The 23,803-nt window shown below is 62.2% G+C and carries 27 protein-coding genes; 19 read left to right on the plus strand and 8 right to left on the minus strand.

Going from position 1 to position 23,803, the window contains the following annotated elements:
• Positions 1-31 precede the first annotated feature (31 nt).
• Complete coding sequence (locus Q0R02_RS08875; protein ID WP_293882503.1) at positions 32-661, minus strand: HAD family hydrolase; 630 nt, start codon at positions 659-661, stop codon at positions 32-34.
• Entirely contained in the window at positions 658-897 is a 240-nt protein-coding gene (locus tag Q0R02_RS08880; RefSeq protein ID WP_293882505.1) for a DUF3572 family protein, read from the minus strand. Before Q0R02_RS08880 ends, Q0R02_RS08875 begins: the two co-directional genes overlap by 4 nt.
• An 80-nt stretch (positions 898-977) precedes the next feature.
• On the opposite strand from Q0R02_RS08880, the gene Q0R02_RS08885 reads away from it, so the two are divergent.
• Complete coding sequence (locus Q0R02_RS08885) at positions 978-1,361, plus strand: response regulator (RefSeq protein ID WP_293882506.1); 384 nt, start codon at positions 978-980, stop codon at positions 1,359-1,361.
• A gap of 11 nt (positions 1,362-1,372) precedes the next feature.
• Here the strand turns inward: Q0R02_RS08885 and rpmG are convergent, their stop codons facing one another.
• The gene (gene rpmG / locus Q0R02_RS08890) at positions 1,373-1,546 is read right to left on the minus strand and encodes a 50S ribosomal protein L33 (RefSeq protein WP_121152860.1); all 174 of its coding nucleotides are present in this window, start codon (positions 1,544-1,546) and stop codon (positions 1,373-1,375) included.
• A 164-nt stretch (positions 1,547-1,710) separates the two neighbouring features.
• Between rpmG and Q0R02_RS08895 the strand changes: the two genes are divergently transcribed.
• The 4 genes from Q0R02_RS08895 (at position 1,711) to Q0R02_RS08910 (ending at position 4,698) form a co-directional block, all read left to right on the plus strand.
• Positions 1,711-2,034, plus strand: a complete 324-nt coding sequence (locus tag Q0R02_RS08895) for a hypothetical protein (protein ID WP_293882508.1) — start codon at positions 1,711-1,713, stop codon at positions 2,032-2,034.
• A 3-nt stretch (positions 2,035-2,037) separates the two neighbouring features.
• The gene (locus Q0R02_RS08900) at positions 2,038-2,529 is read left to right on the plus strand and encodes a hypothetical protein (protein WP_293882510.1); all 492 of its coding nucleotides are present in this window, start codon (positions 2,038-2,040) and stop codon (positions 2,527-2,529) included.
• Positions 2,530-2,622: 93 nt separating this feature from the next.
• Positions 2,623-3,123 carry a DNA starvation/stationary phase protection protein gene (locus Q0R02_RS08905; RefSeq protein ID WP_293882511.1) on the plus strand — a complete coding sequence of 167 codons (501 nt, stop codon included), beginning with the start codon at positions 2,623-2,625 and terminating at the stop codon, positions 3,121-3,123.
• A gap of 6 nt (positions 3,124-3,129) precedes the next feature.
• Positions 3,130-4,698 carry a cisplatin damage response ATP-dependent DNA ligase gene (locus Q0R02_RS08910; protein ID WP_293882513.1) on the plus strand — a complete coding sequence of 523 codons (1,569 nt, stop codon included), beginning with the start codon at positions 3,130-3,132 and terminating at the stop codon, positions 4,696-4,698.
• A 30-nt stretch (positions 4,699-4,728) separates the two neighbouring features.
• On the opposite strand, the gene Q0R02_RS08915 is transcribed toward Q0R02_RS08910, so the two are convergent.
• On the minus strand, positions 4,729-6,033 hold the full coding sequence (locus Q0R02_RS08915; protein ID WP_293882515.1) for a DEAD/DEAH box helicase: 1,305 nt from the start codon (positions 6,031-6,033) through the stop codon (positions 4,729-4,731).
• A gap of 264 nt (positions 6,034-6,297) precedes the next feature.
• Between Q0R02_RS08915 and Q0R02_RS08920 the strand changes: the two genes are divergently transcribed.
• The 12 genes from Q0R02_RS08920 (at position 6,298) to Q0R02_RS08975 (ending at position 15,401) form a co-directional block, all read left to right on the plus strand.
• Positions 6,298-6,861 carry a NifU family protein gene (locus Q0R02_RS08920; RefSeq protein ID WP_293882517.1) on the plus strand — a complete coding sequence of 188 codons (564 nt, stop codon included), beginning with the start codon at positions 6,298-6,300 and terminating at the stop codon, positions 6,859-6,861.
• Positions 6,862-6,879: 18 nt separating this feature from the next.
• A complete protein-coding gene (locus Q0R02_RS08925) occupies positions 6,880-7,470 on the plus strand; it encodes a malonic semialdehyde reductase (RefSeq protein WP_293882519.1) in 591 nt (196 codons plus the stop codon).
• Positions 7,467-8,102, plus strand: coding sequence for a tRNA (adenosine(37)-N6)-threonylcarbamoyltransferase complex dimerization subunit type 1 TsaB (gene tsaB, locus Q0R02_RS08930; protein WP_293882520.1), 636 nt, complete (start codon positions 7,467-7,469; stop codon positions 8,100-8,102). The genes Q0R02_RS08925 and tsaB overlap by 4 nt, the downstream gene beginning before the upstream one ends.
• A complete protein-coding gene (locus Q0R02_RS08935; RefSeq protein WP_293882522.1) occupies positions 8,099-8,560 on the plus strand; it encodes a GNAT family N-acetyltransferase in 462 nt (153 codons plus the stop codon). The genes tsaB and Q0R02_RS08935 overlap by 4 nt, the downstream gene beginning before the upstream one ends.
• A 102-nt stretch (positions 8,561-8,662) precedes the next feature.
• Positions 8,663-9,085, plus strand: a complete 423-nt coding sequence (locus Q0R02_RS08940) for a MucR family transcriptional regulator (protein ID WP_293882523.1) — start codon at positions 8,663-8,665, stop codon at positions 9,083-9,085.
• 42 nt (positions 9,086-9,127) lie between these two features.
• On the plus strand, positions 9,128-9,550 hold the full coding sequence (locus tag Q0R02_RS08945; RefSeq protein WP_293882525.1) for a Fur family transcriptional regulator: 423 nt from the start codon (positions 9,128-9,130) through the stop codon (positions 9,548-9,550).
• Positions 9,534-10,301, plus strand: coding sequence for a 1-acyl-sn-glycerol-3-phosphate acyltransferase (locus Q0R02_RS08950; RefSeq protein WP_293882527.1), 768 nt, complete (start codon positions 9,534-9,536; stop codon positions 10,299-10,301). Before Q0R02_RS08945 ends, Q0R02_RS08950 begins: the two co-directional genes overlap by 17 nt.
• A 10-nt stretch (positions 10,302-10,311) precedes the next feature.
• Positions 10,312-11,634, plus strand: a complete 1,323-nt coding sequence (gene miaB, locus Q0R02_RS08955) for a tRNA (N6-isopentenyl adenosine(37)-C2)-methylthiotransferase MiaB (RefSeq protein ID WP_293882529.1) — start codon at positions 10,312-10,314, stop codon at positions 11,632-11,634.
• The gene (locus tag Q0R02_RS08960; RefSeq protein ID WP_293882531.1) at positions 11,635-12,630 is read left to right on the plus strand and encodes a PhoH family protein; all 996 of its coding nucleotides are present in this window, start codon (positions 11,635-11,637) and stop codon (positions 12,628-12,630) included.
• A 3-nt stretch (positions 12,631-12,633) separates the two neighbouring features.
• On the plus strand, positions 12,634-13,137 hold the full coding sequence (ybeY, locus tag Q0R02_RS08965; protein WP_293882533.1) for an rRNA maturation RNase YbeY: 504 nt from the start codon (positions 12,634-12,636) through the stop codon (positions 13,135-13,137).
• A 9-nt stretch (positions 13,138-13,146) separates the two neighbouring features.
• Positions 13,147-14,061, plus strand: a complete 915-nt coding sequence (locus tag Q0R02_RS08970) for a hemolysin family protein (protein ID WP_293882535.1) — start codon at positions 13,147-13,149, stop codon at positions 14,059-14,061.
• Between the two features lie 26 nt (positions 14,062-14,087).
• A complete protein-coding gene (locus Q0R02_RS08975) occupies positions 14,088-15,401 on the plus strand; it encodes a sorbosone dehydrogenase family protein (RefSeq protein WP_293882538.1) in 1,314 nt (437 codons plus the stop codon).
• Between the two features lie 157 nt (positions 15,402-15,558).
• Here Q0R02_RS08975 and Q0R02_RS08980 read toward each other — a convergent pair whose 3' ends face one another.
• Entirely contained in the window at positions 15,559-17,967 is a 2,409-nt protein-coding gene (locus Q0R02_RS08980) for a sialidase family protein (protein ID WP_293882541.1), read from the minus strand.
• A 132-nt stretch (positions 17,968-18,099) separates the two neighbouring features.
• Here Q0R02_RS08980 and Q0R02_RS08985 point away from each other — a divergent pair, with 132 nt between their 5' ends.
• Positions 18,100-19,350, plus strand: coding sequence for a hypothetical protein (locus tag Q0R02_RS08985; protein WP_293882544.1), 1,251 nt, complete (start codon positions 18,100-18,102; stop codon positions 19,348-19,350).
• Here Q0R02_RS08985 and Q0R02_RS08990 read toward each other — a convergent pair.
• Positions 19,340-20,410 (minus strand): glycosyltransferase family 4 protein, encoded by a 1,071-nt coding sequence (locus Q0R02_RS08990; protein WP_293882547.1) that lies wholly within the window; start codon positions 20,408-20,410, stop codon positions 19,340-19,342. The genes Q0R02_RS08985 and Q0R02_RS08990 overlap by 11 nt on opposite strands.
• Position 20,411: 1 nt before the next feature.
• The gene (locus Q0R02_RS08995) at positions 20,412-21,731 is read right to left on the minus strand and encodes an O-antigen ligase (RefSeq protein WP_293882549.1); all 1,320 of its coding nucleotides are present in this window, start codon (positions 21,729-21,731) and stop codon (positions 20,412-20,414) included.
• 261 nt (positions 21,732-21,992) lie between these two features.
• On the opposite strand from Q0R02_RS08995, the gene Q0R02_RS09000 reads away from it, so the two are divergent.
• The gene (locus tag Q0R02_RS09000; RefSeq protein WP_293882552.1) at positions 21,993-23,306 is read left to right on the plus strand and encodes a UDP-glucose/GDP-mannose dehydrogenase family protein; all 1,314 of its coding nucleotides are present in this window, start codon (positions 21,993-21,995) and stop codon (positions 23,304-23,306) included.
• Positions 23,307-23,376: 70 nt separating this feature from the next.
• On the opposite strand, the gene Q0R02_RS09005 is transcribed toward Q0R02_RS09000, so the two are convergent.
• The gene (locus Q0R02_RS09005) at positions 23,377-23,772 is read right to left on the minus strand and encodes a glucuronosyltransferase (protein ID WP_293882553.1); all 396 of its coding nucleotides are present in this window, start codon (positions 23,770-23,772) and stop codon (positions 23,377-23,379) included.
• Positions 23,773-23,803 lie beyond the last annotated feature (31 nt).

Raw genomic sequence — 23,803 nt, forward strand, 5'->3', positions numbered from 1 at the left:
GTGACAGCCAAAGCGTGCGCGGGCGGCGCGGTCAAGCGGCTTCGAGCGGCACGCCCGAAAATCGCGCCTGGATCCACGCCAGCGCGTCGTCCCAATGATCGATCCGGGCATGGGCGGCGGCAGCGGGCGGCGTTGCCTCCGCGACCATTGGTTCGGCAATCATATGCAGGCGAAAGACTTCGGGCGCATGGCGCGCGACCGACTCATGATGCTGCGGCAGGTCGTCGACAAACACGGTGACCGAGGGTTGAAACTCGGTGATGAGTTTTGCCACAGGATCGCCCTTGCCCCCCTGGTTGGTGACCACGCGGTGCCAGATGCCGTGGGTGCCAAGCTGTTCGGCGCGCGCCTCGTTGAATTGATCGGTCAGGTTGGTAAGAATCACGATGTCGGCGACTTCGGCAATTGCGGCCAATGCCTCTCGCGCGCCGGGCACCAATGTCTGCCTGCTCATCTCTGTCTTGAAAAAGCCGTCTAGTAGCGGCCAGACTTCAGGACCGGACAGTGCGGTGCCGGTCGTGCGATGTTTCAGCGCGTTCGAAAAGTCGCCGCCAACGGGAGCGAAGTCGATGTCATGCGCTTCGTCCAGCCAGTCGCCGAAGTGGCTGACCATGTGCAGCAGGACTTCGTCGCAGTCGGTGATCAGGAGGGGGCGGGTCATTGGGCAAGCCTTTCGCGCGCCAGGACCAGCGCGACGGGGGGAACATCGAGCATTTTGGCACAGGCAATAAGATCGGGTTCATGCCCTGCCAGATAACCGAGTACCGCTTCCATCAAGGCCGGGTCGGTCACGCGCGAGCGAATTCCGTCGGCATCGAGGCCCGTCAGCGCCAGCAGGCGATCGGCGCGCTCCTCGTCCTGTAAAATCCAGACCAGCGCCGAAAGCGCCAGGTCCATTGCGTTATTTGTCTGTTCCGCGCTCATCGCCTAAGTCGGTTCCAGTTTGTTGGGCCAGTTTGATCGGGGTTAGTTAGCGCGTGGCAAAAAGGGTGCTCGTTGTCGAGGATAACGAACTGAACCTGCGGTTATTCTGCGACCTGCTGCGGGCGCATGACTATGAGACCGAGGGATTGCGCGACGGGCGAGAGGCGTTGGACCGCGCTCGCGCCTTCATGCCCCACCTGATCGTCATGGATATCCAGATGCCGCACGTCACCGGCCTTGAACTGACCGAGGCGATTCGCGCCGACGAGACATTGCGTACGATACCGATCATGGCCGTCACCGCCTATGCCGGAAAAGCTGACGAAGACCGGATTCGCGCAGCCGGAGCCGACGCCTATGTATCCAAGCCTATTTCGCTGATGCGCTTTATCGAAACGGTAGAGGGGCTGGCAAATCGTCCACCGACGCCAGCCTGAAGGTTGCAAGATTACTTGATCTTGGCTTCCTTGAACTCGACATGCTTGCGGACGACTGGGTCGTATTTGCGGAACGACAGCTTTTCCGTCGTGTTCAGGCTGCGCGGGTTCTTTTTCGTCGTGTAGTAAAAGCCGGTGTCGGCCGTGCTGACGAGCTTTACTTTAATGGTAGTCGGCTTTGCCACGGCTGAAGCACTTTCGATTCTGGTGTCTGCAAGGAAAGGCGGGCCAATGGCGGTCGGGCGGCAAAAAGTCAAGCAATCGCCGCGCTTGTGCCCCGCTCTGCGTTAACCTCTTCTTCACCATAAGGGGCGCAGTCTGCAATTACGGGGACAAAAGGGACGATCTCATGGGTATGGGCGCCGACGCCAGGCTGGTCGTAAAGGCCGAATTGAGCAACCGCATCGACCGGCTGGCAATGGAATTGCCGCACATGACCGCCAGCTCGCTAGCGTTCGCGGTCGACGACATCCGCCGCACTGCTTATAACCACGACCTCAGGCCGCTGGCCGAACTTGCCCGTGGACTGGAGAACGCAATTTCCGAATCGAGTGGTGCGACGATGGTCCTGCCGTTCCTTGAAGCGATGAGCGATGCGGTAACGTGTGAAAGCATCGATCCCGCGGTCGCCGCCAGCTTCCTTGCCTCGGTGGGGCTTCGCCTGCACGGTTGATCCGTGAACGCACTTATTCCCGCATTCGTCGCTGTGCTGCTGGCCGAGATCGGCGGCGGCCTGATCATTTTCGGTCGAGAGCGCCGTCTTGTCGCGGCGTTCATCATGCTCTTGCTGATCGTGCTGGCGGTGATCACCGGTTCTATGATCGGAGCATTGCTCATCGTCCCGGCGCGAACGCTGATGCTCGGCCTCGCACTGGTGTTTGCGGCAACGGCGCAATTCGGTCGTGGCAGGTCGGGTGGAGATACTTCGACGCTGTTGGCCAGCGCCCTGACGCTGTATCGGTCACCATCCCCCTTTCTGGCCTTCGCCTTTACCGCGTGGATGGGTGCGCCGATCGGAGCGGGTGCGGGCTCCATGGCCGCCCTGGTAGTGGCCGCGGGCATCGGCACCGTCGCGCCGTCGATGCCGCGAGGCGCGCGCGTCGGTGCAGGCACAATTCTGGGCCTGGCCGGTATTTTTGCCATGCTTAGCGGATTGCGCGTTCTGTAGGGCCCGCCCAAATAGAAATCGACGATCGCGAAGGAGCTTTTTGTCCTGCAAATGGTTATGCAGCCGAAACATATCACACAGGGATCATCCGAGATGGCAAAAGCACCAAAAGCAAAACTGAAGACCCCGACCGACCTGCCGACCAATGCGGTCGCCACGGTGGCCGACGCGCTGAATGGTATATTGGCCGACAGCTTCGCCCTCTATTTCAAGACCAAGAATTTCCACTGGCATGTGTCGGGCCCGCACTTCCGCGACTATCACTTGCTTTTCGACGAGCAGGCCGCACAGATTTTCGCGACGACTGACCTGATTGCCGAGCGCGTTCGCAAGACTGGCAACACGACGCTGCGGTCGATCGGCGATATTGGGCGTCATCAAACTTCGAAGGACAATGATCTGGATTTCGTGTCGCCTGCCAATATGCTGGCCGAATTGCGCGACGACAATCTGAAGCTGGTTGAGGCGCTTCGTGTTGCCAAGGACTTGGCCGACGATGCCAAGGACAATGCGACGTCGGCGGTGATCGACAATTGGACCGACGAGGCCGAGCAGCGCGCGTGGTTCCTGTTCGAGGCCGCGCAGAACGTCTAATATGATATGCGTGCCTTTGCCGATCTTCTCGACCGCCTGATTTATACGCGGAGTCGTAACACCAAGTTGCGGCTGATCGGTGATTACCTGCGGACGACGCCCGATCCCGACCGGGGTTGGGCGCTCGCCGCGCTTACCGGGGAGCTCGACCTGCCGGGCGTCAAGCCGGCGGTCGTGCGCGCTTTGATTGAGGAGCGTGTGGACCCCCTGCTGTTTCGGATGAGCCGGGACTATGTGGGCGATACGGCGGAGACGGTGGCGTTGCTATGGCCCGCGCGTGGCGAGCCGGACGCCAGCGTGAAGCTCGGCTTCGTCATCGACCGGTTGCTTTCGCTTGGGCGGGTGGACGCACCTGCTGCTCTGGCGGCGATGCTCGACGTTTTGGATTCGGACGAGCGGTTCGCTTTGCTGAAACTGGCGATGGGCGGGTTGCGGGCGGGGGTTTCCTCGCGACTGGCAAAGACCGCCTTGGCACAGGCCTTCGATCTCGACGTCGATGCGGTCGAAGAGGTCTGGCATGGGATTGCGCCGCCCTACACCCCGATCTTTGATTGGGCCGACGGCAAGATCGCGCAGCCGACCGCGCTCGACACGCCGGTGTTCCGTCCGTTCATGCTTGCGCACCCCCTTGAAGACGCGCGGGTCGACCTGGCCGATTATGCAGCGGAGTGGAAATGGGACGGCATCCGCGTCCAGATCGTGCGCGCCGGGGGGCAGGTGCGACTATATAGCCGGGGTGGTGACGATATCACCGGCAGCTTTCCCGACGTCGCCGATGCGGTGACGGTCGATGGCGCGTTTGACGGGGAATTGCTGGTGCGCGGCGAGGTGCAGGGCGGCGAGGCGGCAAGTTTCAATGCGCTTCAGCAGCGGTTGGGGCGCAAGACCGTGTCGCCGAAGATGCGGACCGAATATCCGGCGTTCGTGCGGCTGTATGATATAATGTTTGACGGACCGGAGGATTTGCGCGGTCTGTCATGGACTGAGCGTCGGGCGCGACTGGAGATGGCCTTACCCCGCTTCGACCCTGAACGTTTCGATATTTCAGCGGTGATCGAGGCCCGCGATTTCGACGCGCTGGAGGAAATACGCGCGGGGGCTCGCGATGCGGCGATCGAGGGTGTCATGCTCAAACGGCGCGATAGTATCTACACCGGCGGGCGGCGGGCAGGCCTTTGGTACAAATGGAAACGCGACCCCCTGACCGCCGATTGCGTGATGATGTATGCCCAGCGCGGCAACGGGAAACGGTCTTCCTTCTATTCGGATTATACGTTTGGATGCTGGACCGAGGAGGGCGAGTTGCTGCCGGTGGGCAAGGCCTATTCCGGGTTCACCGATGAGGAACTGAAAGGGTTGGACCGATTTGTTCGTCAGCATACGCTGAACCGGTTCGGGCCGGTGCGCGAGGTTGAAAAGACGCTGGTGCTGGAGGTTGCGTTCGATTCGATTCACGAATCGAAGCGGCACAAGTCGGGCATCGCAATGCGGTTTCCACGTATTTCGCGGATACGAACGGACAAGCCTGCCGCTGAGGCCGATATGATTGCGACGTTGAAGCGGATGATTGCCTGACCCGCGTTCCTGCAAGTCAGGCCAATCGAATTACCGTCCGCCGGTACGCTTTACCGCGGACTTGTGCGCGCCGACGCCGCCGGGACGACGTGGGAAGTGACGGCGAGTATCGTCTGAACGCGGCGCATCGCTGCGCGTGCCGCCGCGACCGTTTGGTGCATTGCGCACGATCACCGGTTTAGGCAGCTTCGAGCGCAATTCGTCGAATTCAGGCGGCAGAGGCGTTGGCGTCAACGGAACCCCGGTCAGACGCTCGATGCTCTTCAACCAGCCCTTTTCCTCGCCATCGACAAAGCTGACGGCGATGCCGCTGGCTCCGGCGCGGGCGGTACGGCCGATCCGGTGGACGTATTGTTCGGCGACGTTTGGTAGGTCGAAGTTGAACACATGGCTGACACCAGAAACGTCGATGCCGCGCGCAGCGATGTCGGTGGCAATCAGAATCTTGATGTCACCCTTTTTGAACGCGTCGAGCGCGTCCATGCGGGCGTTTTGCGATTTGTTGCCGTGGATCGCTGCCGAACGAATGCCCGCGGCGGCCAGGAACTTCACGATCTTGTCGGCACCATGCTTGGTGCGGCTGAACACCAGCGCGCGGTCGATCGGCTCGTTCTGGATAACGATCGTCAGCAGCGCCATCTTTTCGGCAGCGTTTACAAAGGTCACATACTGGTCCACGCGCTCTGCCGTCGACGACACGGGAGCCACCGAAACCTTGACAGGGTCGGTCAGGAAACGATCACCGAGTTCGGAAATCGACTTTGGCATCGTGGCCGAGAAGAACAGCGACTGGCGCTGCTTGGGCAACAGACGGTCAATCTGCTTCAACGCGTGGATGAACCCAAGGTCGAGCATCTGGTCGGCTTCATCGAGGACGAAGATTTCGACGTGACGCAGGTTCAGCGCACGCTGTTCGATAAGGTCGATCAGACGGCCCGGCGTGGCGACAAGGATGTCGAGGCCCTGTCCGCACATCTTGATCTGGCGACCGATCGGCATGCCGCCGAACACAACGCCGACGGCAAGGTTCATGCCCTTGCCATAGTCGGTGAACGACTGGGCGATCTGGGCGGCCAACTCGCGGGTCGGTGACAGGACGAGCATCCGGCAGGCCCCTGGCATGCGCTTGTTGCCAGAGGCAGCCAAGCGCATCAGCGAGGGCAGCGCGAATGCCGCGGTCTTGCCGGTGCCGGTCTGCGCGATGCCGCACAGGTCGCGGCCTTCAAGCAATTTCGGAATAGCCTGCGCTTGGATCGGCGTTGGCGTATCATATCCCTTGGCCGAAAGGGCGTCGAGAATCTGCGGCGAAAGGCCGAGATCGGAAAACTTGGTCATGGGTAACTTTCAAATATTGCCAGGCCCGCGCACACGAAAACGGCGCGCTGGACAAGCGGGAGGTTGTGACAACCCGCGTGAAAGGGGAAGCCGATTGGCTGAGAGCGTCAAGGGGTCGAGCCTGTCCGAACAAACGGAAATTCACGCTGGCCGACCTGCGAAAACGGGTGTCGCTTCGCTGCGCTGCGGCAGGATATGGCAGGTAAGTCGCATAAATGCAACCTTCGCCTTGATCGAGGCGTTCTGGCGGCCCACATACTTCCTATGCTCATTGAAACCGAAACGACTCCGAACCCCTCGACCCTGAAATTTCTACCGGGTCGCGCCGTGATGGAGGGTGGCACGCGGGACTTTGCGACGCCGGAGGAAGCCGATGCTTCGCCGCTGGCGGAAGCGCTGTTCGCGCTGGGCGATGTCGAGGGCGTGTTTTTCGGACGTGACTTCGTGTCGGTCACCGCGGGCCCCGGAAGCAACTGGAGCAACCTGAAACCCGACGTGCTGTCCATCCTGCTCGATCATTTCAGCGGGGGCATGCCGCTCTTCAGGCCCGCCCCTGCCGGGGGATCGGCGGCAGAAGTATCGGTGGACGACCCGGCCGACGCCGACATTATCGACCAGATCAAGGACTTGATCGAAACGCGCGTCCGACCGGCCGTCGCAAACGATGGTGGCGACATCATCTACCAGAGTTTCAACAAGGGTAATGTCTATCTGAAGATGCAAGGGGCCTGTGCCGGGTGCCCCTCGTCGACGGCGACGTTGAAACAAGGTATCGAATCGCTGCTGAAACACTATGTGCCCGAGGTGACCGGGGTTTTCGCGGTCTGACACAAAGGACCGGACGACATGGCTGCACCGCTTGACGATCTCGCGCTCGATCAACTGTTTCGGACCGCGCGCAGTTACAACGGCTATACCGATAAACCCGTCAGCCACGACCAGATGGATGCCATCTGGGAACTGATGAAGTTTGGGCCAACGTCGGCCAACATGCTGCCCGCGCGCTTGATTTGGGTCAAAAGCCCGGCGGCCAAGGAAAAGCTGGCCGGTGCCGCCAGTGCTGCGAACAAGGCCAAAATCATGAGCGCGCCCGTCACGGTCATCGTGGGCATGGACATGGAATTCTATGAGCAGCTCCCCGAACTGTTCCCGCCTGCCGATGCCCGCAGCTGGTTCGTAGGCAACGATGCCTTGATCGAACTCAGCGCGATCCGCAATTCGTCGTTGCAGGGTGCTTATCTGATCCTGGCAGCCCGTGCTCTTGGCCTCGATACTGGGCCGATGTCGGGCTTTGACAACGCTGCCGTTGATGCCGAGTTTTTCGCGGGCACGTCAATCAAGTCGAATTTTATCACGACGGTCGGGTATGGCGAGCCGTCCAGTGTCTTTGGCCGTTTGCCGCGACCCGCCTTCGACCGGTTCAATTCCATCAGGTGAGTGTTTTGGTCATCGAAACGGCGACGCGGGCATGTTCGGTCGCATTGCTGAAGGATGGCGCAGTCGTCGCCTCCTTCACTGAGAATGTCGGGCGCGGTCATGCCGAACGGCTGCTACCGCTGATCGCGGCGTTGCCGGGGGGAGGGCGCGCCGCGGCGATCCTGGTGGACTGCGGTCCGGGCAGCTTTACCGGTATTCGCGTCGGCGTCGCTGCGGCACGCGGACTTGGGTTAGGCTGGGGTGTGCCGGTGACCGGCTATTCATCGCTGGCATTGCTGGCGGCGGGGCATTTTGCCGACTGTCGCGGTTCCGACCTGTCGGTGACCGTCGCGATCAGCGCCGGACATGGCCAGTTGTTCGTTCAGTCATTCGAAGGAAATCCGGTCAGAAGCGTCACTCCGCTGCGTTCGATTACGCCAGGCGAGGCGGCGATTGTCGCCGGTTCGGTGATCGTCGGCGATGCCGCAAGGGCGATCGTTGACGATCGTGGTAGTGGAGAGGCGTTCGAGCGGACGCCCGATGCAGGCAATGCGCGATTGTTGCCGGTCGTGCTGGCGTCGTTGCCCCCCACCCCGATCTACGGTCGCGATGCTGATGCCAAACCCATGGTGCCGCGGGCCCCGGCGGGATGATCGATACCGCGTTCGTCGAGGGATCGGCCACGGATTTGCCCGAAGTGATGGCGGTCATGACAGCCGCGTTCGATCCAGCTTTTGGTGAGGCATGGACGTCCAGCCAGTGCCTGGCGCTGATGACCATGCCCGGAACCCGCCTAGTCCTGGCGCGGTTTGATCGGGTGCTTGGCTTTGCGCTTTCGCGGACCATCGTCGGCGAGTGTGAGTTGATGATGCTCGGCGTGGATCCGGCGGCGCAACGGCAAGGGTTGGGCAAGGGGTTGCTCAACACTGTAATAACGACGGCGATGAGGGAAAACGCGACCGCAGTATTTCTGGAGGTGCGTGCCGCAAACCCGGCAATTGCATTGTATAGCTATTCAGGATTTGAAAAAGTCGGCGTTCGCGCGCGCTATTATCGTGGTAGTGCGGGCCAGGTCTTCGACGCTGAAACGTATCGCCGGATGCTGCGTTAAAATTGGACCTTTAACAAAACAAATATAAGTCTAGATCATGAATATCGGTAAACGCCAAGAGTTAGCGCGTCGCGCGCAAAACCAGACGAAATGGAATATAATATGAGTGAAATGTCGGAACTGCAGGAAACGTTCATCACATTGACCGCCGACATCGTCGCGGCGCATGTGAGCAACAACAGCGTTTCGGTAAACGATCTGCCTGCGCTCATTGCCAATGTTCACGGCGCGCTGAGCAAATTGGATCAGCCTGCTGCTGCCCCGGTCGTCAAACAGGAACCTGCGGTTTCGATTCGCACGTCGATCAAGCCGGACTATGTTGTGTGCCTTGAGGATGGCAAGAAGTTGAAGATGCTCAAGCGCCACCTGATGACGCATTACCAAATGACGCCGGACCAGTATCGCACCAAATGGGGCCTGCCTGCCGATTACCCCATGGTGGCGCCGAATTACGCCGAGCAGCGGCGCACGCTTGCCAAGAAAATCGGGCTCGGCACGAAGCGTCGTAAACCACCGGCTCGCTGAATTTTTTTGCGGTGACGTTGGCGTTGGGCTAGCGTCACCGCGATGCAACGTAGAATCGATATTGAAGCGCTGTGCGCTGAAAAAGGACTTCGGATTACCGAACAGCGGCGGGTCATAGCACGCGTTCTGTCGGAGGCCGAGGATCATCCCGATGTGGAACTGCTCCATTCGCGCGCTGCGGCCATCGACAAGGGCATTTCGATTGCTACGGTTTATCGGACTGTACGACTTTTCGAAGAAGCCGGTATCCTTGAACGGCACGATTTCGGCGACGGACGTTCGCGTTACGAGGCCGCTGCCGAAGCGCATCATGATCATCTGATCGACGTCGAAACCGGCAAGGTGATCGAATTTGTCGATCCCGAACTGGAAGCCCTGCAAAAGGTGATTGCCGAAAAACTGGGTTTCCGCCTGGTCGATCATCGGATGGAGCTTTACGGGGTCGCGCTTGATCGCAAGGCCTGACCGGGCCGGGACCGCCCGTCTGGCGCTCCGACTTGCAATGCTCGCGATTGCCTTGGGTGTGGCGCTGCCGTTGCACCTTGCGGTCCGCTTTCTTCGGCTGCCATCCACCGTGCCGCGGCTTTTCCTGGCACGCGTTGCGCGGATTTGCGGTGCGGTCGTGTCGGTTCATGGCAAAGCGCTGACCAAAGATGTTTTCTTCATATCAAACCACATCAGCTGGCTCGATATCCCGGTTTTGGCCGGGCAGACCGGTGCGGCGTTCATTGCGCAGGCGCCGATGGCGGACTGGCCGCTGATTGGATGGCTCGCAAAGTTGAACCGGACCGTCTTCGTATCGCGGACTGACCGGCTAACCGTGAGCCAGCAGATCGCGACGCTGCGCGATGCGCTCGATCATCGGCAGCCGGTCGTTTTGTTTCCGGAAGGGACGACAACCGATGGTCAGAGCCTGTTGCCCTTCAAGCCGTCCCTGTTCGAAGTGGTTATGCGCCCATCACGAAAGCTGTTGGTGCAGCCGGTGTTGCTGAACTATGGGTCGGCGGCGACCGATATTGCCTGGATTGGCGAGGAAGGGGCGGGCGAGAATGCCGTTCGATTGCTGCGGAGGCGGGGCAAGTTTCCGGTCCGCGTCGAATTGCTCGATCCGGTTGACCCGAACGCCTTTCCCGATCGCAAGGCACTGACCGCCGAAATACGAAAACGCATGACCAAGGCGCTCTCCGCTTCCTTGGGCGGCGTTGCGATTGTATAGCCGCCCAATCTTGACTCGCCCGCACCCCAAATCATTCCATATCAAGTCGTTCGGCTGCCAGATGAATGTCTATGACGGCGACCGCATGGGCGAGTTGCTGACGAGCGAAGGCATGGTCGCGGTCGGGTCCGACGATGCCGACCTCGTCGTGCTGAATACCTGTCACATTCGCGAGCGGGCGGTGCACCGCGTGTATTCGGAAATCGGCACGCTGAAGCGCGAAGATGGCACGCGGCCGATGATCGCGGTCGCGGGTTGTGTCGCGCAGGCCGAGGGGGCTGAGGTCGCCAAACGGGCGCGCGACGTCGATGTCGTGGTCGGACCGCAGGCGTATCACCGGTTGCCCGAACTGGTGGCGGCGGCGCGCGGCGGCAAGGCGGTGATCGATACAGAAATGCCCGCGCTGTCGAAATTCGGTGCACTGCCGGCGCGGACGAAGGGTCAGCGGACATCGGCGTTCCTGACGGTTCAGGAAGGGTGCGACAAGTTCTGCACCTATTGCGTCGTGCCATACACGCGCGGGGCCGAAGTCTCGCGCTCGTTCGATGCGATCATGGATGAAGCACGGGCGCTGATCGATGGTGGAGCGCGCGAAATCACGTTGCTCGGGCAGAATGTGAATGCCTGGGGGCACGATGGCGTCGGTCTGGATGGGCTGGCAATCGCGCTCGACAAACTGCCCGGGCTCTCGCGCATCCGCTATATGACGAGCCATCCGAACGACATGACGCAGGGGCTGATCGATGCGCACCGCGACGTCGAAAAACTGATGCCGTTCCTGCATCTGCCGGTGCAGTCGGGTAGCGACCGAATCCTGAAAGCAATGAACCGCAGTCATTCGCACGACAGTTATCTGCGGCTGCTGGACCGGGTCCGGATCGCCCGGCCCGACATCGCGCTGTCGGGTGATTTCATTGTCGGTTTCCCCGGGGAGACCGATGCGGATTTCGAAGACACGCTGACACTTGTGGCCGAGGTCGGCTATGCGCAGGCGTTCAGCTTTACTTATTCGCCGCGGCCCGGAACGCCCGCCGCGACGATGGGTGCGCAGATCCCGAAAGCAGTGATGGACGAACGGCTCCAGCGGTTGCAGGCTGTCATCAACGAGCAACAACACGCGTTCAACATTGCTTCCATCGGCACCCGGACAACCATCTTGATCGAACGGGCGGGCAAGCTGCCGGGGCAGATGTTGGGTAAATCGCCCTGGCTGCAGTCGGTTCATGTCGTTCATCCCGAACTGACCGCTGGCGATTTGATAGAGGTCGACATTGTAGCGGCCGGCCCTAATTCTGTTACCGGAACTTCACCCGACACAAGAAAGGCGGCCTGAATGTCGCGTAAGCCCGTTCCCGCAAAAGCTGGAGACCGTTCGCGACTGGAAGTGATGTTCGATAAACCGCAACTGCTGGGGCGGGTGTTCGGGGAATATGACCAGAACCTGGTCGCGATCGAGAACAAGCTGGGCGTTTATATCGCGGCACGGGGCAATAAATTACAGATCGAGGGCGAGGCATCGGCCATCGCGCGCGCTCGTGATGTGCTGACCGGTCTGTATAACCGGATCGTGCAGGGGCAGGACATCGACAGCGGCGCGGTCGAGGCGGTGATTGCCATGTCGTCCGAACCGACGCTGGACGGCATCATCCGCCACGACGTATCCGAATCGCCGACGGTGATGATCCGCACGCGCAAGAAAACCATCGTGCCGCGCTCGGCGATGCAGATCCGCTACATGGAAGCGCTGGTCAAGCACGACATCATCTTTGCCCTGGGGCCAGCCGGTACGGGCAAGACCTACCTCGCCGTCGCGCAGGCGGTGTCGCAGTTGATCACCGGTTCGGTCGACCGGCTGATCCTGTCGCGGCCGGCGGTCGAAGCGGGTGAGCGTTTGGGATTCCTGCCCGGCGACATGAAGGAAAAGGTCGATCCCTACCTGCGCCCGTTGTACGATGCGCTATACGATTGCCTGCCCGCCGAACAGGTCGAGCGGCGGATTGCCAGTGGCGAGATCGAGATCGCGCCGATCGCGTTCATGCGCGGGCGGACGCTGGCGGGATCGTTCATCATCCTGGACGAGGCGCAGAACACGACGCCGTCGCAGATGAAGATGTTCCTGACCCGCTTTGGCGAGAACAGCCGGATGGTGGTCTGCGGCGATCCCAAGCAGATCGATCTGCCCGACATCACCAAGTCCGGCCTCGCCGATGCCGTCGCCAAGCTGGAGGGGGTCGAGGGCATCGCGACGGTGCGTTTCGGCGTTGCCGATGTGGTCCGGCATCCGATCGTCGGCCGGATTGTCCAGGCCTATGAAGGTCCGGACGCCTAGGCGATGATGTTGGTAGAGCATCTTGTTGAGCCCCCCTGGCCCGATCATGACTGGCAGACGCTGGGCGAGCGCGCCGTTGCGGCAGCGCTGGCCGCCAGCCCGCAGGCCGACCTAGCCAAGACGTCGGCGACGGTGGAAATCTCGGTACGGCTGACGTCCGATGACGCGGTGCACACCCTCAACCGGCAGTATCGCCAGCAGGACAAGCCGACCAACGTCCTGTCATTCCCGATGGTGCAACCCGACCTGATCGAGACGCTGGGCAATACCGACGATGGGGAGATATTGCTGGGCGACATCGTCCTGGCCCATGATGTCTGCGCGCGCGAGGCGGCGGCGCGCGGGGTTGCGCTGGCGGACCACGCAACGCATCTGATTGTGCATGGCGTCCTGCATTTGCTAGGCCATGACCATATGGGCGATGCGCAGGCAGAGGCCATGGAAACGATCGAGCAGGCCGCGATGGCTGCGCTCGGGCTGCACGACCCTTATCCGATCGAGGACTGACAACCCGCAATGAAAGAAGGTGATAGTAGAACCGTCCGACCGCCCGAAAACGGTCGCTTTTTCAGCGGGTTGCGGGCAATGCTGTTCGGCGAGCATGCGGAGCCGACTCTGCGTGACCAGATCGAGGAAGCGATCGCCGACCATGAGGACGATCCCGAGCCGACCTCGGCGGGGGATTTGTCGCCGGTCGAGCGCCAGATGGTCCGTAACCTGCTCCACTTCGGTGAGCGCACCGTGGACGATGTCGCCGTCCCGCGATCCGACATCATCGCCATCCCCGACACGACCAATTTCGCCGAACTGGTCGCTTGTTTTGCCGACGCCGGTCACAGCCGCCTGCCGGTCTATCGCGCCAGCCTGGACAGCATCATCGGCATGATTCATATCAAGGACGTCTTTGCGATCCTGGCGCACGAGGGGCCGCGCCCTGACACGATCGCCGACCTGATCCGTCAGCCGCTGTATGTCCCGCAGTCGATGGGCGTGCTCGACATGCTTGCCGAAATGCGGTTGCAACGCGTCCATCTGGCCATCGTCATCGACGAATATTCGGGAACCGAGGGACTGGTGACGATCGAGGATCTGGTCGAGGAGATCGTCGGCGATATCGAGGATGAGCATGACGACGCCCCCGAGGCATTGATCGTCGCGCTGGACGATGGCCTGTGGGAGGCCGACGCCCGCGCCGAGCTGGAGGATATCGCCGCCGCCATCGACCCCCGATTGGGAGAAGTCGACGGCGATGTCGATACCATCGGCGGCTTGGCGTTCGTACTGGCGGGGCATGTTCCCCAACCGGGCGAATGCCTGACCCACGCCAGCGGCTGGCGCATCGAAATCACCGAGGGCGATACCCGCCGCGCGACCCGCGTGCGCCTGCATCCGCCGGTGATCGGTGATGACGACGCGCCCACTGGCAAGTAGTGCTGCCAGTCACCATAAAGAGGGGTATGACAATTCGCCGCCGCATCCTGATCATTATCGTCGTCCTGATCGCCATCATCGCCGGCGTGATCTTTTACCTCACGCGCGGCGACACCGCCCAATTGAGTGCGGATGCGGTGTCCGGCACCCGGCCACGGATCACCAGTCCGCGGGTTCAGCAATTCCCGACCATCGATGTCGCCGATGTGGTCGGATGGCAGGGCGCGGCAAAGCCCGTCGCTGCGGCGGGATTGTCGGTCAATGCGTTTGCGGCCGATCTGGACCACCCACGCTGGCTTTACCAACTCCCCAACGGCGACGTGCTGGTTGCGGAGACGAATTCACCGAAGCGGCCGACCGGCGGGATATCCGATTTCGTCATGAAGACGCTGATGTCGAAGGTTGGCGCAGGGGGGCCGTCGGCCAATCGCATCACCCTGTTGCGTGATACCGACGGTGATGGCGTCGCAGACTTTCGTTCGGTGTTCCTGACCGGCCTGGAGTCACCGTTCGGCATGGCTCTGGTGGGTGACCGGTTGTTTGTCGGCAATCACAATGCGCTGGTCGCCTTTCCCTATAAACCCGGAGACACAAGGATCACCGCGCCTGCGCAGAAGATCGTGGCGTTGCCCGGTGGCGGGAATCACTGGGCCAAGAATGTGGTGGCCGACCCGACCGGCAACCTGCTGTATATCGGGGTCGGATCGTCGACCAACATCGCGGACAACGGGATGGACGCGGAAAAAAACCGTGCAAACATCCTCGAGTATAATTTGCAGACGCACAAGATCCGCATCTATGCCGCCGGGCTTCGCAATCCGGTCGGCATGGCATGGGAACCGAAATCGCAACAGCTTTGGACGGTGGTCAACGAACGCGACATGCTGGGTTCCGACCTTGCGCCCGATTATCTGACATTGGTCGAACTCGGTGCCTTTTATGGCTGGCCGTACAGTTATTGGGGCGGATACGAGGACCCGCGCGTCGAGGCGCGTCCCGAACTGCTGCAATATACCCGCCGCCCCGACTATGCTCTGGGGCCGCATACGGCGTCGCTGGGTCTGGCGTTCGGGTCGCTCGGCACTTTCACCGACGGCGCGTTCATCGGCCAGCACGGATCGTGGAATCGCAAGCCGGTTTCAGGATATAAGGTGACGTTTGTCCCCTTTGGGCCTCGCGGGTTTCCGCAGGGCAAGATGCAGGACGTGCTGACCGGCTTTCTCGACAAGGACGGCAAGGCGCAGGGCCGACCGGTCGGCGTGATCGTCGACAAGGCTGGCAGCCTGCTGGTGGCAGACGATGTCGGCAACCGGATCTGGCGGGTCTCATTGGGTCGGTGAGGGGTGGGGCGAGGCGCTTGAGTGCCCTACACCGCCAATTCCGTCAGTCCGGCGCAGGCCGGGGCTTATACGGGCTTCCGAAAGATGCGCACGCGTTCCGGTCCGTACCCGATCCGACAGCCGTATAGGCCCCGGCTTGCGCCGGGGTGACGAGGGTTCAGCGCCCCTGCGGCCGCGAAGACGGCTCAGCGGTGATTGCGGCACGGCCGACCGCCTGGCAATCGCGGTCGTCGGTTGCCCGAAACGGGAGCGCCCCGCACCCTGTCGGCCCGCCATACAGCCATCCCGAACCCATATAGCCGACGTAGACGCGGCCGAAAATGTTCTTGTCCCCCTCGATCACGATCACTTGGTCGAGCCGACCCATCGGGAATTTCCCGACCTGTTGCCAGCTGTCGGCATTGTCGGTCGATCGCCAGATCGCATAGGCCCCGCCGACGCGGCCGGAGATGAATATCGTCGGATAGTGCGCCTGCGGGGCGGCCTTACCAAAGGCGATATCGTCGACGCGATCGATGTTTTCGAGCGTAGTCCAGGTGGCACCGCCGTTGACAGAGCGTCGCAGTCGGGTGTCGGGGCCATAGCTGACGCCTGAGGTAAAGAACAAATTTCCCGCAACGCCGGGAACGGCGCGCAGCTTTGCCGCCTCATGACTATGCGGCGCAATCTCGCCCTCGAACACGCGCTGCCACGATCCGCCGCCATCGGTCGTTCGCCAAAGGCCGGTCAGCGCCGAATTGGCGCCCCCGCCACTGTGCACGAGATAGAATGTCGCGGCATCGACGCGGTCCGCCGCCAGTGTCTTGCGACCCCCATATAACTTCTCATAGGATCCGGTCAGCGGCAGTTTTTCGCCGGGAAGCGAGACCCGGGTCCAGCTGAGCCCTCGATTGCGGGTGAAAAAGGGCGAGCGGTTGAACGCGGGTGCCCAGACGATGTTCTTCGTGTCGTTGGCGGATACTGCAATCGTGCCGAACGACATGCGCCAAGGGTCATTAGCCCGGGTTCCCGGTGGCGTCGGCAAAGTGGCAAACTTGGTCCAGTTCTGGCCACCATCCAGACTGTAACCGGCAAGGATCGTATCGCCGTCCTCCGCACAGCATTGCCGTGCGTCGGAGGCATTCGTGACGATGAATGCCGGATCGGCTGCACTCCAATCGAGCTGCTGGGCGGAAATCAGCACCCGTGGTTTCGGGCCGAACGTCGTCGAAAAGCGGTCGAGATCGGGTTTCCGGTGGATCCCGAAATCCCATGCGGCAAACAATGGTGCCTGTCCCGGCGGGGCGATCACGTCGTTGGCGACCAGTTCCTCGATCCCCCGCGCCCGGATTTTCCAGTTGAGCGCCGAACAGCCGGTGCCGAGATCGGCAAAATAGGGGCCGACGCCTGCGGCGACCCACAGCCGGTTACGCACCACCGGATCGAAGGCGATCTGGCCGGAAGCGAAAAACGCGCCGTTGTTGACCTTCAGATATTGGGGTTCGCCGGGGCCGGTCGACGTGTTGCGATAGGCGGCGGTCCAGCCAGCGCCGCCGTTGACCGAACACCATGCGCGACCGCCCATGTCGGTCAGGACGATCTGACTGCCCTGCGGATTGGCGGCAACCCCTGCAAAATCGGCGACCGGCAGCCCGTGGCCCGACAAGTCGGTCCATTTCCCGGCGCGTAACACCCAGGCTTTTTTGGCTTCCTGATCGATCACAAACAGGCTGCCATCGGCGGCGAAGCTGGTCTGGGCAATGGTGACGGGGCCGGGCGATCCCACCGGCGTGACGGGCCGGAACACGCCATCGGGCAATGCCATATACAGGCCGTGGCCCGGAGACGCCGCATACAGTGGCGGCGGTTGCCTGTGGCCGGGTGAGGGGCCGAAACGGACCGTGATGGGTGGGCTCTGGATGCCGGAGGCCGGGCGCAAGTCGGCACCGGGCGGGACCGAATCCACGTGCGTCCAACTGGCTGCGCCGTCGCTCGATTTCCACAAGCCGTCCTCGGCCGTCCCGAGATAGAGCAGGTCAGGATCGACCGGGCTGACCGCCATGAACGCGCCATACAGGCGGAATTCGCTGTTGGCGTTGAACGGGTGGGGGAAGGGCGCCTTGCCCGACCGTAGCTGCCATGAAGCCCCGCCATCATCCGACCGATAGACCCGCGCCATGATCGCCATGTAGATCCTGCGGGGATCACCCGGTGCCACGGCCACCTCGAACGCGCCCTGGTTCATGCCGTTCTGGGTGCGATCAAATGCCGGGACACTGGCGGCGCTGGCCAGCTGGACCCAGCGATCGGCCGAGACGTTCCAGATATAGGCACCGTGGACGTCGGTGCGAACGACGCGCGTGGCCCCGGTCGCATCGGTCGCCATACCCGTGATGTAACCGCCGCCGCCAATCGCCACGGATCGCCACAAATAGGCCTCGCCGGTGCTGGGTCCGTCGGCGGAGGTCGCTTTATCGGGGTCGGACGAGGCGTTTGCACAGGAGGCGGTGGCGAACAGGCCAAGCATCGTGCACGCCATTATCAATGAGCCCAAAAACTGGCCCAGAAACTTTTGAAAGTGCTGCATGCCGCACGCCTAAGGCAGTTTATTCTGTTCGACGAGGGGCTAACCACCTGTCCTACACGGCCAGCGTCATTTAACGGCGGTCCCTGTAGAGAACGAATCGCCATTGATTCCGGCAAGGGCAACGAAAACGTCTTGAGAAAACTGGATTTGCCCTTTGCCAGCGCCGCGCGATATTCGCTGGCGATCCTTGGCCCGATCGGATCGGCGGGCGCGCAGTTCGCGCTGTCGCTCGTGCTGCTGCGCGTGCTCGACCAGGGTGGCTTCGGGCGGTTTTCGTTCCTGTTGGTGCTCTCGCAATTCACCTGGGGCATCTGGACGGCGTTGTTCTGCGCGCCGCTGCCGCTGCTGCTGTCGCAGGGGACGGGCGAAACCCGCGACCGGACCCGGCGCACCATCCAGAACGCCAGTCTGATCGGTGCCGTGGTGGCGCTGATCCTGTTCGGCGTCGTCGGGATGTTACTTGGCGAAGATTTCGGGGCGGCGGCGATCTTTGCCGCTTATGCCGCCATGTCGCTGTTGCGGTGGTTTGCCCGCGCCCACGCCTATGCCATCGGCGCGCAGGTCAGGACCACGATTTCGGACATGGTCTATGCCGCGACGGTGCTGATCGGGGCCGGGCTGTTACTGGTGTTCAAGTCGGACGCGCTGTTGTCGGCCTGGGCGATTCTGTTTGCCGGGGCGACGCTGGGCATGATCCCGTTTGGCCGGACTTACCTGCGTGAACAGTTTTTGCAGGTCTCACCCCGCGCGCTCGCCGACTATAGGCCTGTCTGGCGCGAACATTCCCGCTGGTCGCTGTTTGGCGTGGCGACGACCGAGGCGACCGCTAATGCGCATACCTATTTCGTGATTCTGCTGATGGGGCCGACCGCGTTTGCCCCCATCGCGGCCAGCGCGCTGATCATCCGGCCGATCAACGTCGCGATGAACGCGCTGACCGAATTCGAACGGGCGCAGATGGCGCGCCAGATCGGGGCGGGGCGGGTCGACCTGGCCCATCGCGCCGCCCGCTTTTTCCGGGCCGCGCTGGCGCTGGTCTGGCTGCTGACGGCGGTCGCGATCGTCGCGTTGTTCTACCGGGCACCGTCGCTGATCTTTCCACCGCAATACGACATCGGCGTGCTCGTCACCGGCGTCACGCTGTGGATGCTGGTCTCGGCGATCCGGGCGATGCGCACGCCGGAAAGCGCGCTGCTGCAGGCGGCGGGGGCGTTCCAGCCGTTGGCCCGGGCGAGCCTGTGGTCCTCCATCGTGTCGATCGTCGCGGTGCTGGCGCTGTTGATGCTGGGCCAGCCGCTGTGGTCGATCGTCGGCATCCTGTTCGGGGAGGCGGTCTTTGCGGCGCTGACCTGGCGTGCGGTGCGGGTGTGCTTCAGGCCCTGAGGCATTCGCGCAGGGCGGCGTCCAGCGCCTGCAAACATTGCGACCAGTCGAAGTCGGCGCGGACCCGCTGGGAGATGTCGTTGCCGCGTCGCCGGATGTCGGCGATGACTAGCCCGGCGATCCATTCGGCGGTATCCTCGACAGGCCGCTCGGGGCCGACGACATGGCCGTCATAGGTCGCGACCATGCTGCGCGCACCGGCGAGGTCGAGGCAGACCGGAACGACCCCGCAGGCCATCGCCTCCAGTACGATCAGCGGATAGGAATCGATCCGCGACAGATGGATCAGGACATCCGACCGCTGGAGCGCAACGACCATCTGCGGCATCGACTTCGGACCGGGCACGGTGACATGGTCCGCCAGCTGGTGCCGGGCGATCCGGTCGTGAAGCGCGGCGTTGGTCACAGCGTCGGCGGGACCAACGATCTCGGCCGAAAACACCAGCCCCGCGTCGCGGAGCGCGGCGCACACGTCGACGACCAGGAAACTGCCCTTGCCCTCCGACAATCGGCTGGCGTGGATCAGGCGCAACTGCGCGGGGTCCTTCGCGAGCGGATCGGGCCGCGCCGCCAGCATTTCGGCTGGCAGAAAGGTGATGATCCGCGAGCGAGGGACACTGGCGGGCAGATTCAGTTCGCCTTCCTGCGTGGCCGACAGCAGGGCGAAGCGGCTGGCATGGCGCAGCGCCCACCCGCTGAGGCGTCGCAGGACCGGGCTGGATTGCGATTTCCAGTTCGAACCGAGGTGCGGCGTCACCATCACGCGCATCCCGAGCAGGCGGGCGACGATCAGATAGGCAAGGTCGGGCAGGTTCACATAGTGCAGCCAGATGCAATCGGGGCGATCACGGCGCTGGCCGATCAGGGCGGCAATGCCGCGCAGGTACAGCGCCAGCGTGCCGAGCGACAGATAGGCACTGCTGGTCATGATGCGCGTCACCTGCCAGTGGCCATCCCGCGCAAGCGCCGCGCTGGCACGGTCGCAAAATGCCTCGACCCCGCCCGTATGCGCCGACGATCCGCCCAGCATGACCAGGCGTAGTGTATTGGCACCGGCCACGTCAGCGCGCCCGGGTTGCGGTGTTGCCAAACAGTCGATTGTCACCCTGGCCCCGGCGCGGGGTGGCCCGGGTGATCGTCCACAGCAGCGCAATCGTCATCATCAGGAACACCTCGACGAGGGTATCGCGATCGAAAATGCTTGATTCGGTGACGTTGTGCGCGATGCAGAACATGAACACGCCCAGGATCAGCGCTCCACGCGGTCCCTGGGCAAGGGGACTCGCCAGCAATCGGACCAGCGGATAGACGATGACCGCGCCGACGACGAGCAGCAACCCGGGCACGCCGGTTTGCGACACGACGTCCAGATAGCCGTTGTGCCCCTGCGTGACCGTCAGCACCCATCCGTTCGAATACTGATAGATCGGGCTGGCGGCCCCGATGTTCCAGAACGAACCATAGCCCGATCCCGTCCAGGGATGGTCGGAAGCGTAGCTGGCAAGCGCCGACCAGATCCGTGTCCGCCCTGTCAGCGCGGTCGGATCGTTCAGATGCTGTAGCAGCGGATCGTTATAGACCCCCACCAGGACCGCCACGACGATCGCCAGCAAGAAAATCGTCGACAGGACGAACACGCGATACCGCGCGCTGTAGAACTGAAAGACCGCCGCCAGCCCGATCGCGAAGGCGCACAAGGCCAGCGACGTCTTCGATTCGGTCTTGAACAGGAAGAACGCGGCCAGCGCGATGACGACGGCGCGCAGCGCCTTCGGGATCCGTTTGGCATCAAAAGTGAACACGATAATCGTGATCGCGCATACCGATCCGACCAAGTTCTTTTGCAACATGAATCCGCGCCAGTCGCCGATTAGGGCCTTGTCATACGGTTCGTTCGCCTGATGGATACCAATCTGCGGAAACATCAGGACGGTCAGGAAATTGACGAGCAGCGCGATAACGAAGGCGATGCGCAGGACAAGCATGACCTGTTGGTAGCCAAGCTGGCGGACAACGGCGAAAATCGTCCAGATGATGATGGTGGTCAGCAGCACCCGGCGCAGGCTGATCGCGGGGTCGATCGCCCACCCCAGGCTCAACCAGCACCACGCCAGGGTGATCACAATGCCAATCGGCACGCACAGCACCCGATCAAGGCTGTCGAGCGGGCGGATCGCGTAGAGCGCCATCAGCGCGATGACAATATAGCCGATCTGGCGGATCGGGCTGCCCTCGCCCGTCACGCCTGCCGAATCGACGACCGTCATTGCCGGACCCAGCAGCGTCAGCGAAATCAGCGCCACCAGCGTCGCCAGCAGGAACTGGCGACGGGGCAATCCCGAGCGTCCTGAACGCTTGGCGGTGAACATGTCCGCCATCATGACCGTCGTTCACGCTGCGACGAGATGCAGAAATCTAGGCCCATATGTCTGTCGTCTGCCCCCGGCTGCCTGATGTCATGTTGGTAATGCATCCCGATCGTCAATGCCATAATGGCGTGCAGGCCATCCGCGGTTTTTCCAGGGATGTTTCGCCGGATTTTGCCCGGCTCTAGTGAAAACCGTTGAACATTAAGCGCATCTCGTCGATGGATTGCCGGCGCAAGGCGTAAAGCCATCAACGATGATCGAAGCGAGGCGACTATGAAGATAGCGATGATTGGTGCTGGTTACGTGGGCTTGGTGTCGGGAGCATGTTTCGCCGATTTCGGACATTCGGTAATCTGTGTCGACCTCGATCAATCAAAGATCGACGCCCTGCATGCGGGCCGAATGCCCATTTTCGAACCCGGCCTTGCCGAACTGGTGCGGATCAACGTCGCGGCCGGTCGATTGAGTTTCACGACCGTGCTGGCCGAGGCTGCCGTCGATGCCGATGCCGTGTTCATTGCCGTCGGCACGCCGTCGCGCCGGGGTGACGGCCATGCCGACCTCACCTATGTTTTTCAGGCGGCGCGCAACATTGCCGCTGCGGTCACCAAGCCGACCGTCATCGTTACGAAGTCGACGGTTCCGGTCGGGACCGGCGACGAGGTCGAGCGAATCCTGCGTGAAGTGGCGCCCGACATCGACTTGACCGTCGTCTCAAACCCCGAATTTCTGCGCGAAGGCGCCGCCATCGACGATTTCAAGCGGCCCGATCGCATCGTTATCGGTGCCAACGACGAACGCGCACGCAACGTCATGCGCGACGTTTATCGCCCCCTGTATCTCAATCAGTCGCCGCTGTTGTTCACCAGCAGGCGGACGGCTGAGCTGACCAAATATGCGGCCAATGCATTCCTGGCGACCAAAATCACCTTCATTAACGAGATGGCGGATTTGTGCGAAGCCGTCGGCGCCGATGTCAGGGACGTCGCGCGCGGCATTGGCCTGGACAACCGGATCGGGTCGAAGTTCCTTCATGCCGGCCCCGGCTATGGCGGATCATGTTTTCCCAAGGACACGCTGGCCCTACTGAAGACCGCCGAGGATTTCGAGACGCCGATGCGCATTGTCGAGGCGGTGGTCCAGGTGAACGACGGACGCAAGCGCGCGATGGGGCGAAAGATCATCACCGCAATGGGTGGCGATGTTCGTGGCAAGACGGTCGGGCTGCTGGGACTGACGTTCAAGCCGAACACCGACGACATGCGCGATGCGCCCTCGCTGGCAATCGTGCAGGCCTTGCTCGACGCCGGGGCGACGGTGCGGGCGTTCGATCCCGAGGGCATGGCGACGGCGCGCGCGCTGATGCCCGACATCACCTATTGCGAGGGACCCTATGCCGTGGCGGAGGGGGCCAGCGCGATTGCGATCGTGACCGAATGGAACGAGTTCAGGGCGCTGGACCTGGCACGCCTGACGGGGACGATGGTGGAAAAGCGGATCGTCGACCTGCGTAATCTGTACGATGCCGATGATTTGGCGCGGCTGGGTATTGCCTATGAGTGCGTCGGGCGTCCGACGCCACGTTAAGGGCGGTGGCGCGCCGACCTGATTCCTCAACGAGGAGGGTGGGTTCGGGTCGGCGATCAGGTCGGGCGGATTACAGCAGGCGACCTTCGAACAGCAGCCGCGGCGGCTGCGCGAGATGTTCCCACTGCGTGATCGATAGTGTGGAAAACGACTGCGCCAGCTTTCCGCTGAAGGACAGTTGTTCGGAATTCGCAACACTGTCGATCCAGATTGTCTTGGCACCATTCCAGCGACCGGCGACGAGACAGAGCAGGCCCGGCAGCGCGCCGGTGGTGATGATGAAGTCGGGCTTTGCGCCCCGGACAATCGACCAGGCGGCAAAGAAGCATCGGATCAGTTGGAGCGGACGGTTTCGGTTAGCATCGGGCAGGACCAGAACGTCGTCGATCCCGGCGCGCACGCCAAGTTCGGGATCGGTCGTTGCAAAGCTGACCTGAAAATTCTCGAACGCCGGGCGCAGGAGCATCAACTGCTCCCAATGGCCCCCCTTGGATGCC

Origin of the sequence: Sphingomonas sp. (assembly GCF_025353885.1) — a bacterium.
Lineage (GTDB): Bacteria > Pseudomonadota > Alphaproteobacteria > Sphingomonadales > Sphingomonadaceae > Sphingomonas_O.

Excerpts from the sequence above, each read along its gene's own strand:
- Q0R02_RS08875 (WP_293882503.1), bottom strand. The coding sequence starts at position 661 with ATGACCCGCCCCCTCCTGATCACCGACTGCGACGAAGTCCTGCTGCAC.
- Q0R02_RS08880 (WP_293882505.1), bottom strand. The coding sequence starts at position 897 with ATGGACCTGGCGCTTTCGGCGCTGGTCTGGATTTTACAGGACGAGGAG.
- Q0R02_RS08895 (WP_293882508.1), top strand. The coding sequence starts at position 1,711 with ATGGGTATGGGCGCCGACGCCAGGCTGGTCGTAAAGGCCGAATTGAGC.
- Q0R02_RS08905 (WP_293882511.1), top strand. The coding sequence starts at position 2,623 with ATGGCAAAAGCACCAAAAGCAAAACTGAAGACCCCGACCGACCTGCCG.
- Q0R02_RS08910 (WP_293882513.1), top strand. The coding sequence starts at position 3,130 with ATGCGTGCCTTTGCCGATCTTCTCGACCGCCTGATTTATACGCGGAGT.
- Q0R02_RS08915 (WP_293882515.1), bottom strand. The coding sequence starts at position 6,033 with ATGACCAAGTTTTCCGATCTCGGCCTTTCGCCGCAGATTCTCGACGCC.
- Q0R02_RS08920 (WP_293882517.1), top strand. The coding sequence starts at position 6,298 with ATGCTCATTGAAACCGAAACGACTCCGAACCCCTCGACCCTGAAATTT.
- Q0R02_RS08925 (WP_293882519.1), top strand. The coding sequence starts at position 6,880 with ATGGCTGCACCGCTTGACGATCTCGCGCTCGATCAACTGTTTCGGACC.
- Q0R02_RS08935 (WP_293882522.1), top strand. The coding sequence starts at position 8,099 with ATGATCGATACCGCGTTCGTCGAGGGATCGGCCACGGATTTGCCCGAA.
- Q0R02_RS08940 (WP_293882523.1), top strand. The coding sequence starts at position 8,663 with ATGAGTGAAATGTCGGAACTGCAGGAAACGTTCATCACATTGACCGCC.
- Q0R02_RS08945 (WP_293882525.1), top strand. The coding sequence starts at position 9,128 with ATGCAACGTAGAATCGATATTGAAGCGCTGTGCGCTGAAAAAGGACTT.
- Q0R02_RS08960 (WP_293882531.1), top strand. The coding sequence starts at position 11,635 with ATGTCGCGTAAGCCCGTTCCCGCAAAAGCTGGAGACCGTTCGCGACTG.
- ybeY (WP_293882533.1), top strand. The coding sequence starts at position 12,634 with ATGATGTTGGTAGAGCATCTTGTTGAGCCCCCCTGGCCCGATCATGAC.
- Q0R02_RS08970 (WP_293882535.1), top strand. The coding sequence starts at position 13,147 with ATGAAAGAAGGTGATAGTAGAACCGTCCGACCGCCCGAAAACGGTCGC.
- Q0R02_RS08975 (WP_293882538.1), top strand. The coding sequence starts at position 14,088 with ATGACAATTCGCCGCCGCATCCTGATCATTATCGTCGTCCTGATCGCC.
- Q0R02_RS08980 (WP_293882541.1), bottom strand. The coding sequence starts at position 17,967 with ATGCAGCACTTTCAAAAGTTTCTGGGCCAGTTTTTGGGCTCATTGATA.
- Q0R02_RS08995 (WP_293882549.1), bottom strand. The coding sequence starts at position 21,731 with ATGATGGCGGACATGTTCACCGCCAAGCGTTCAGGACGCTCGGGATTG.
- Q0R02_RS09000 (WP_293882552.1), top strand. The coding sequence starts at position 21,993 with ATGAAGATAGCGATGATTGGTGCTGGTTACGTGGGCTTGGTGTCGGGA.
- Q0R02_RS09005 (WP_293882553.1), bottom strand. The coding sequence starts at position 23,772 with ATGCTCCTGCGCCCGGCGTTCGAGAATTTTCAGGTCAGCTTTGCAACG.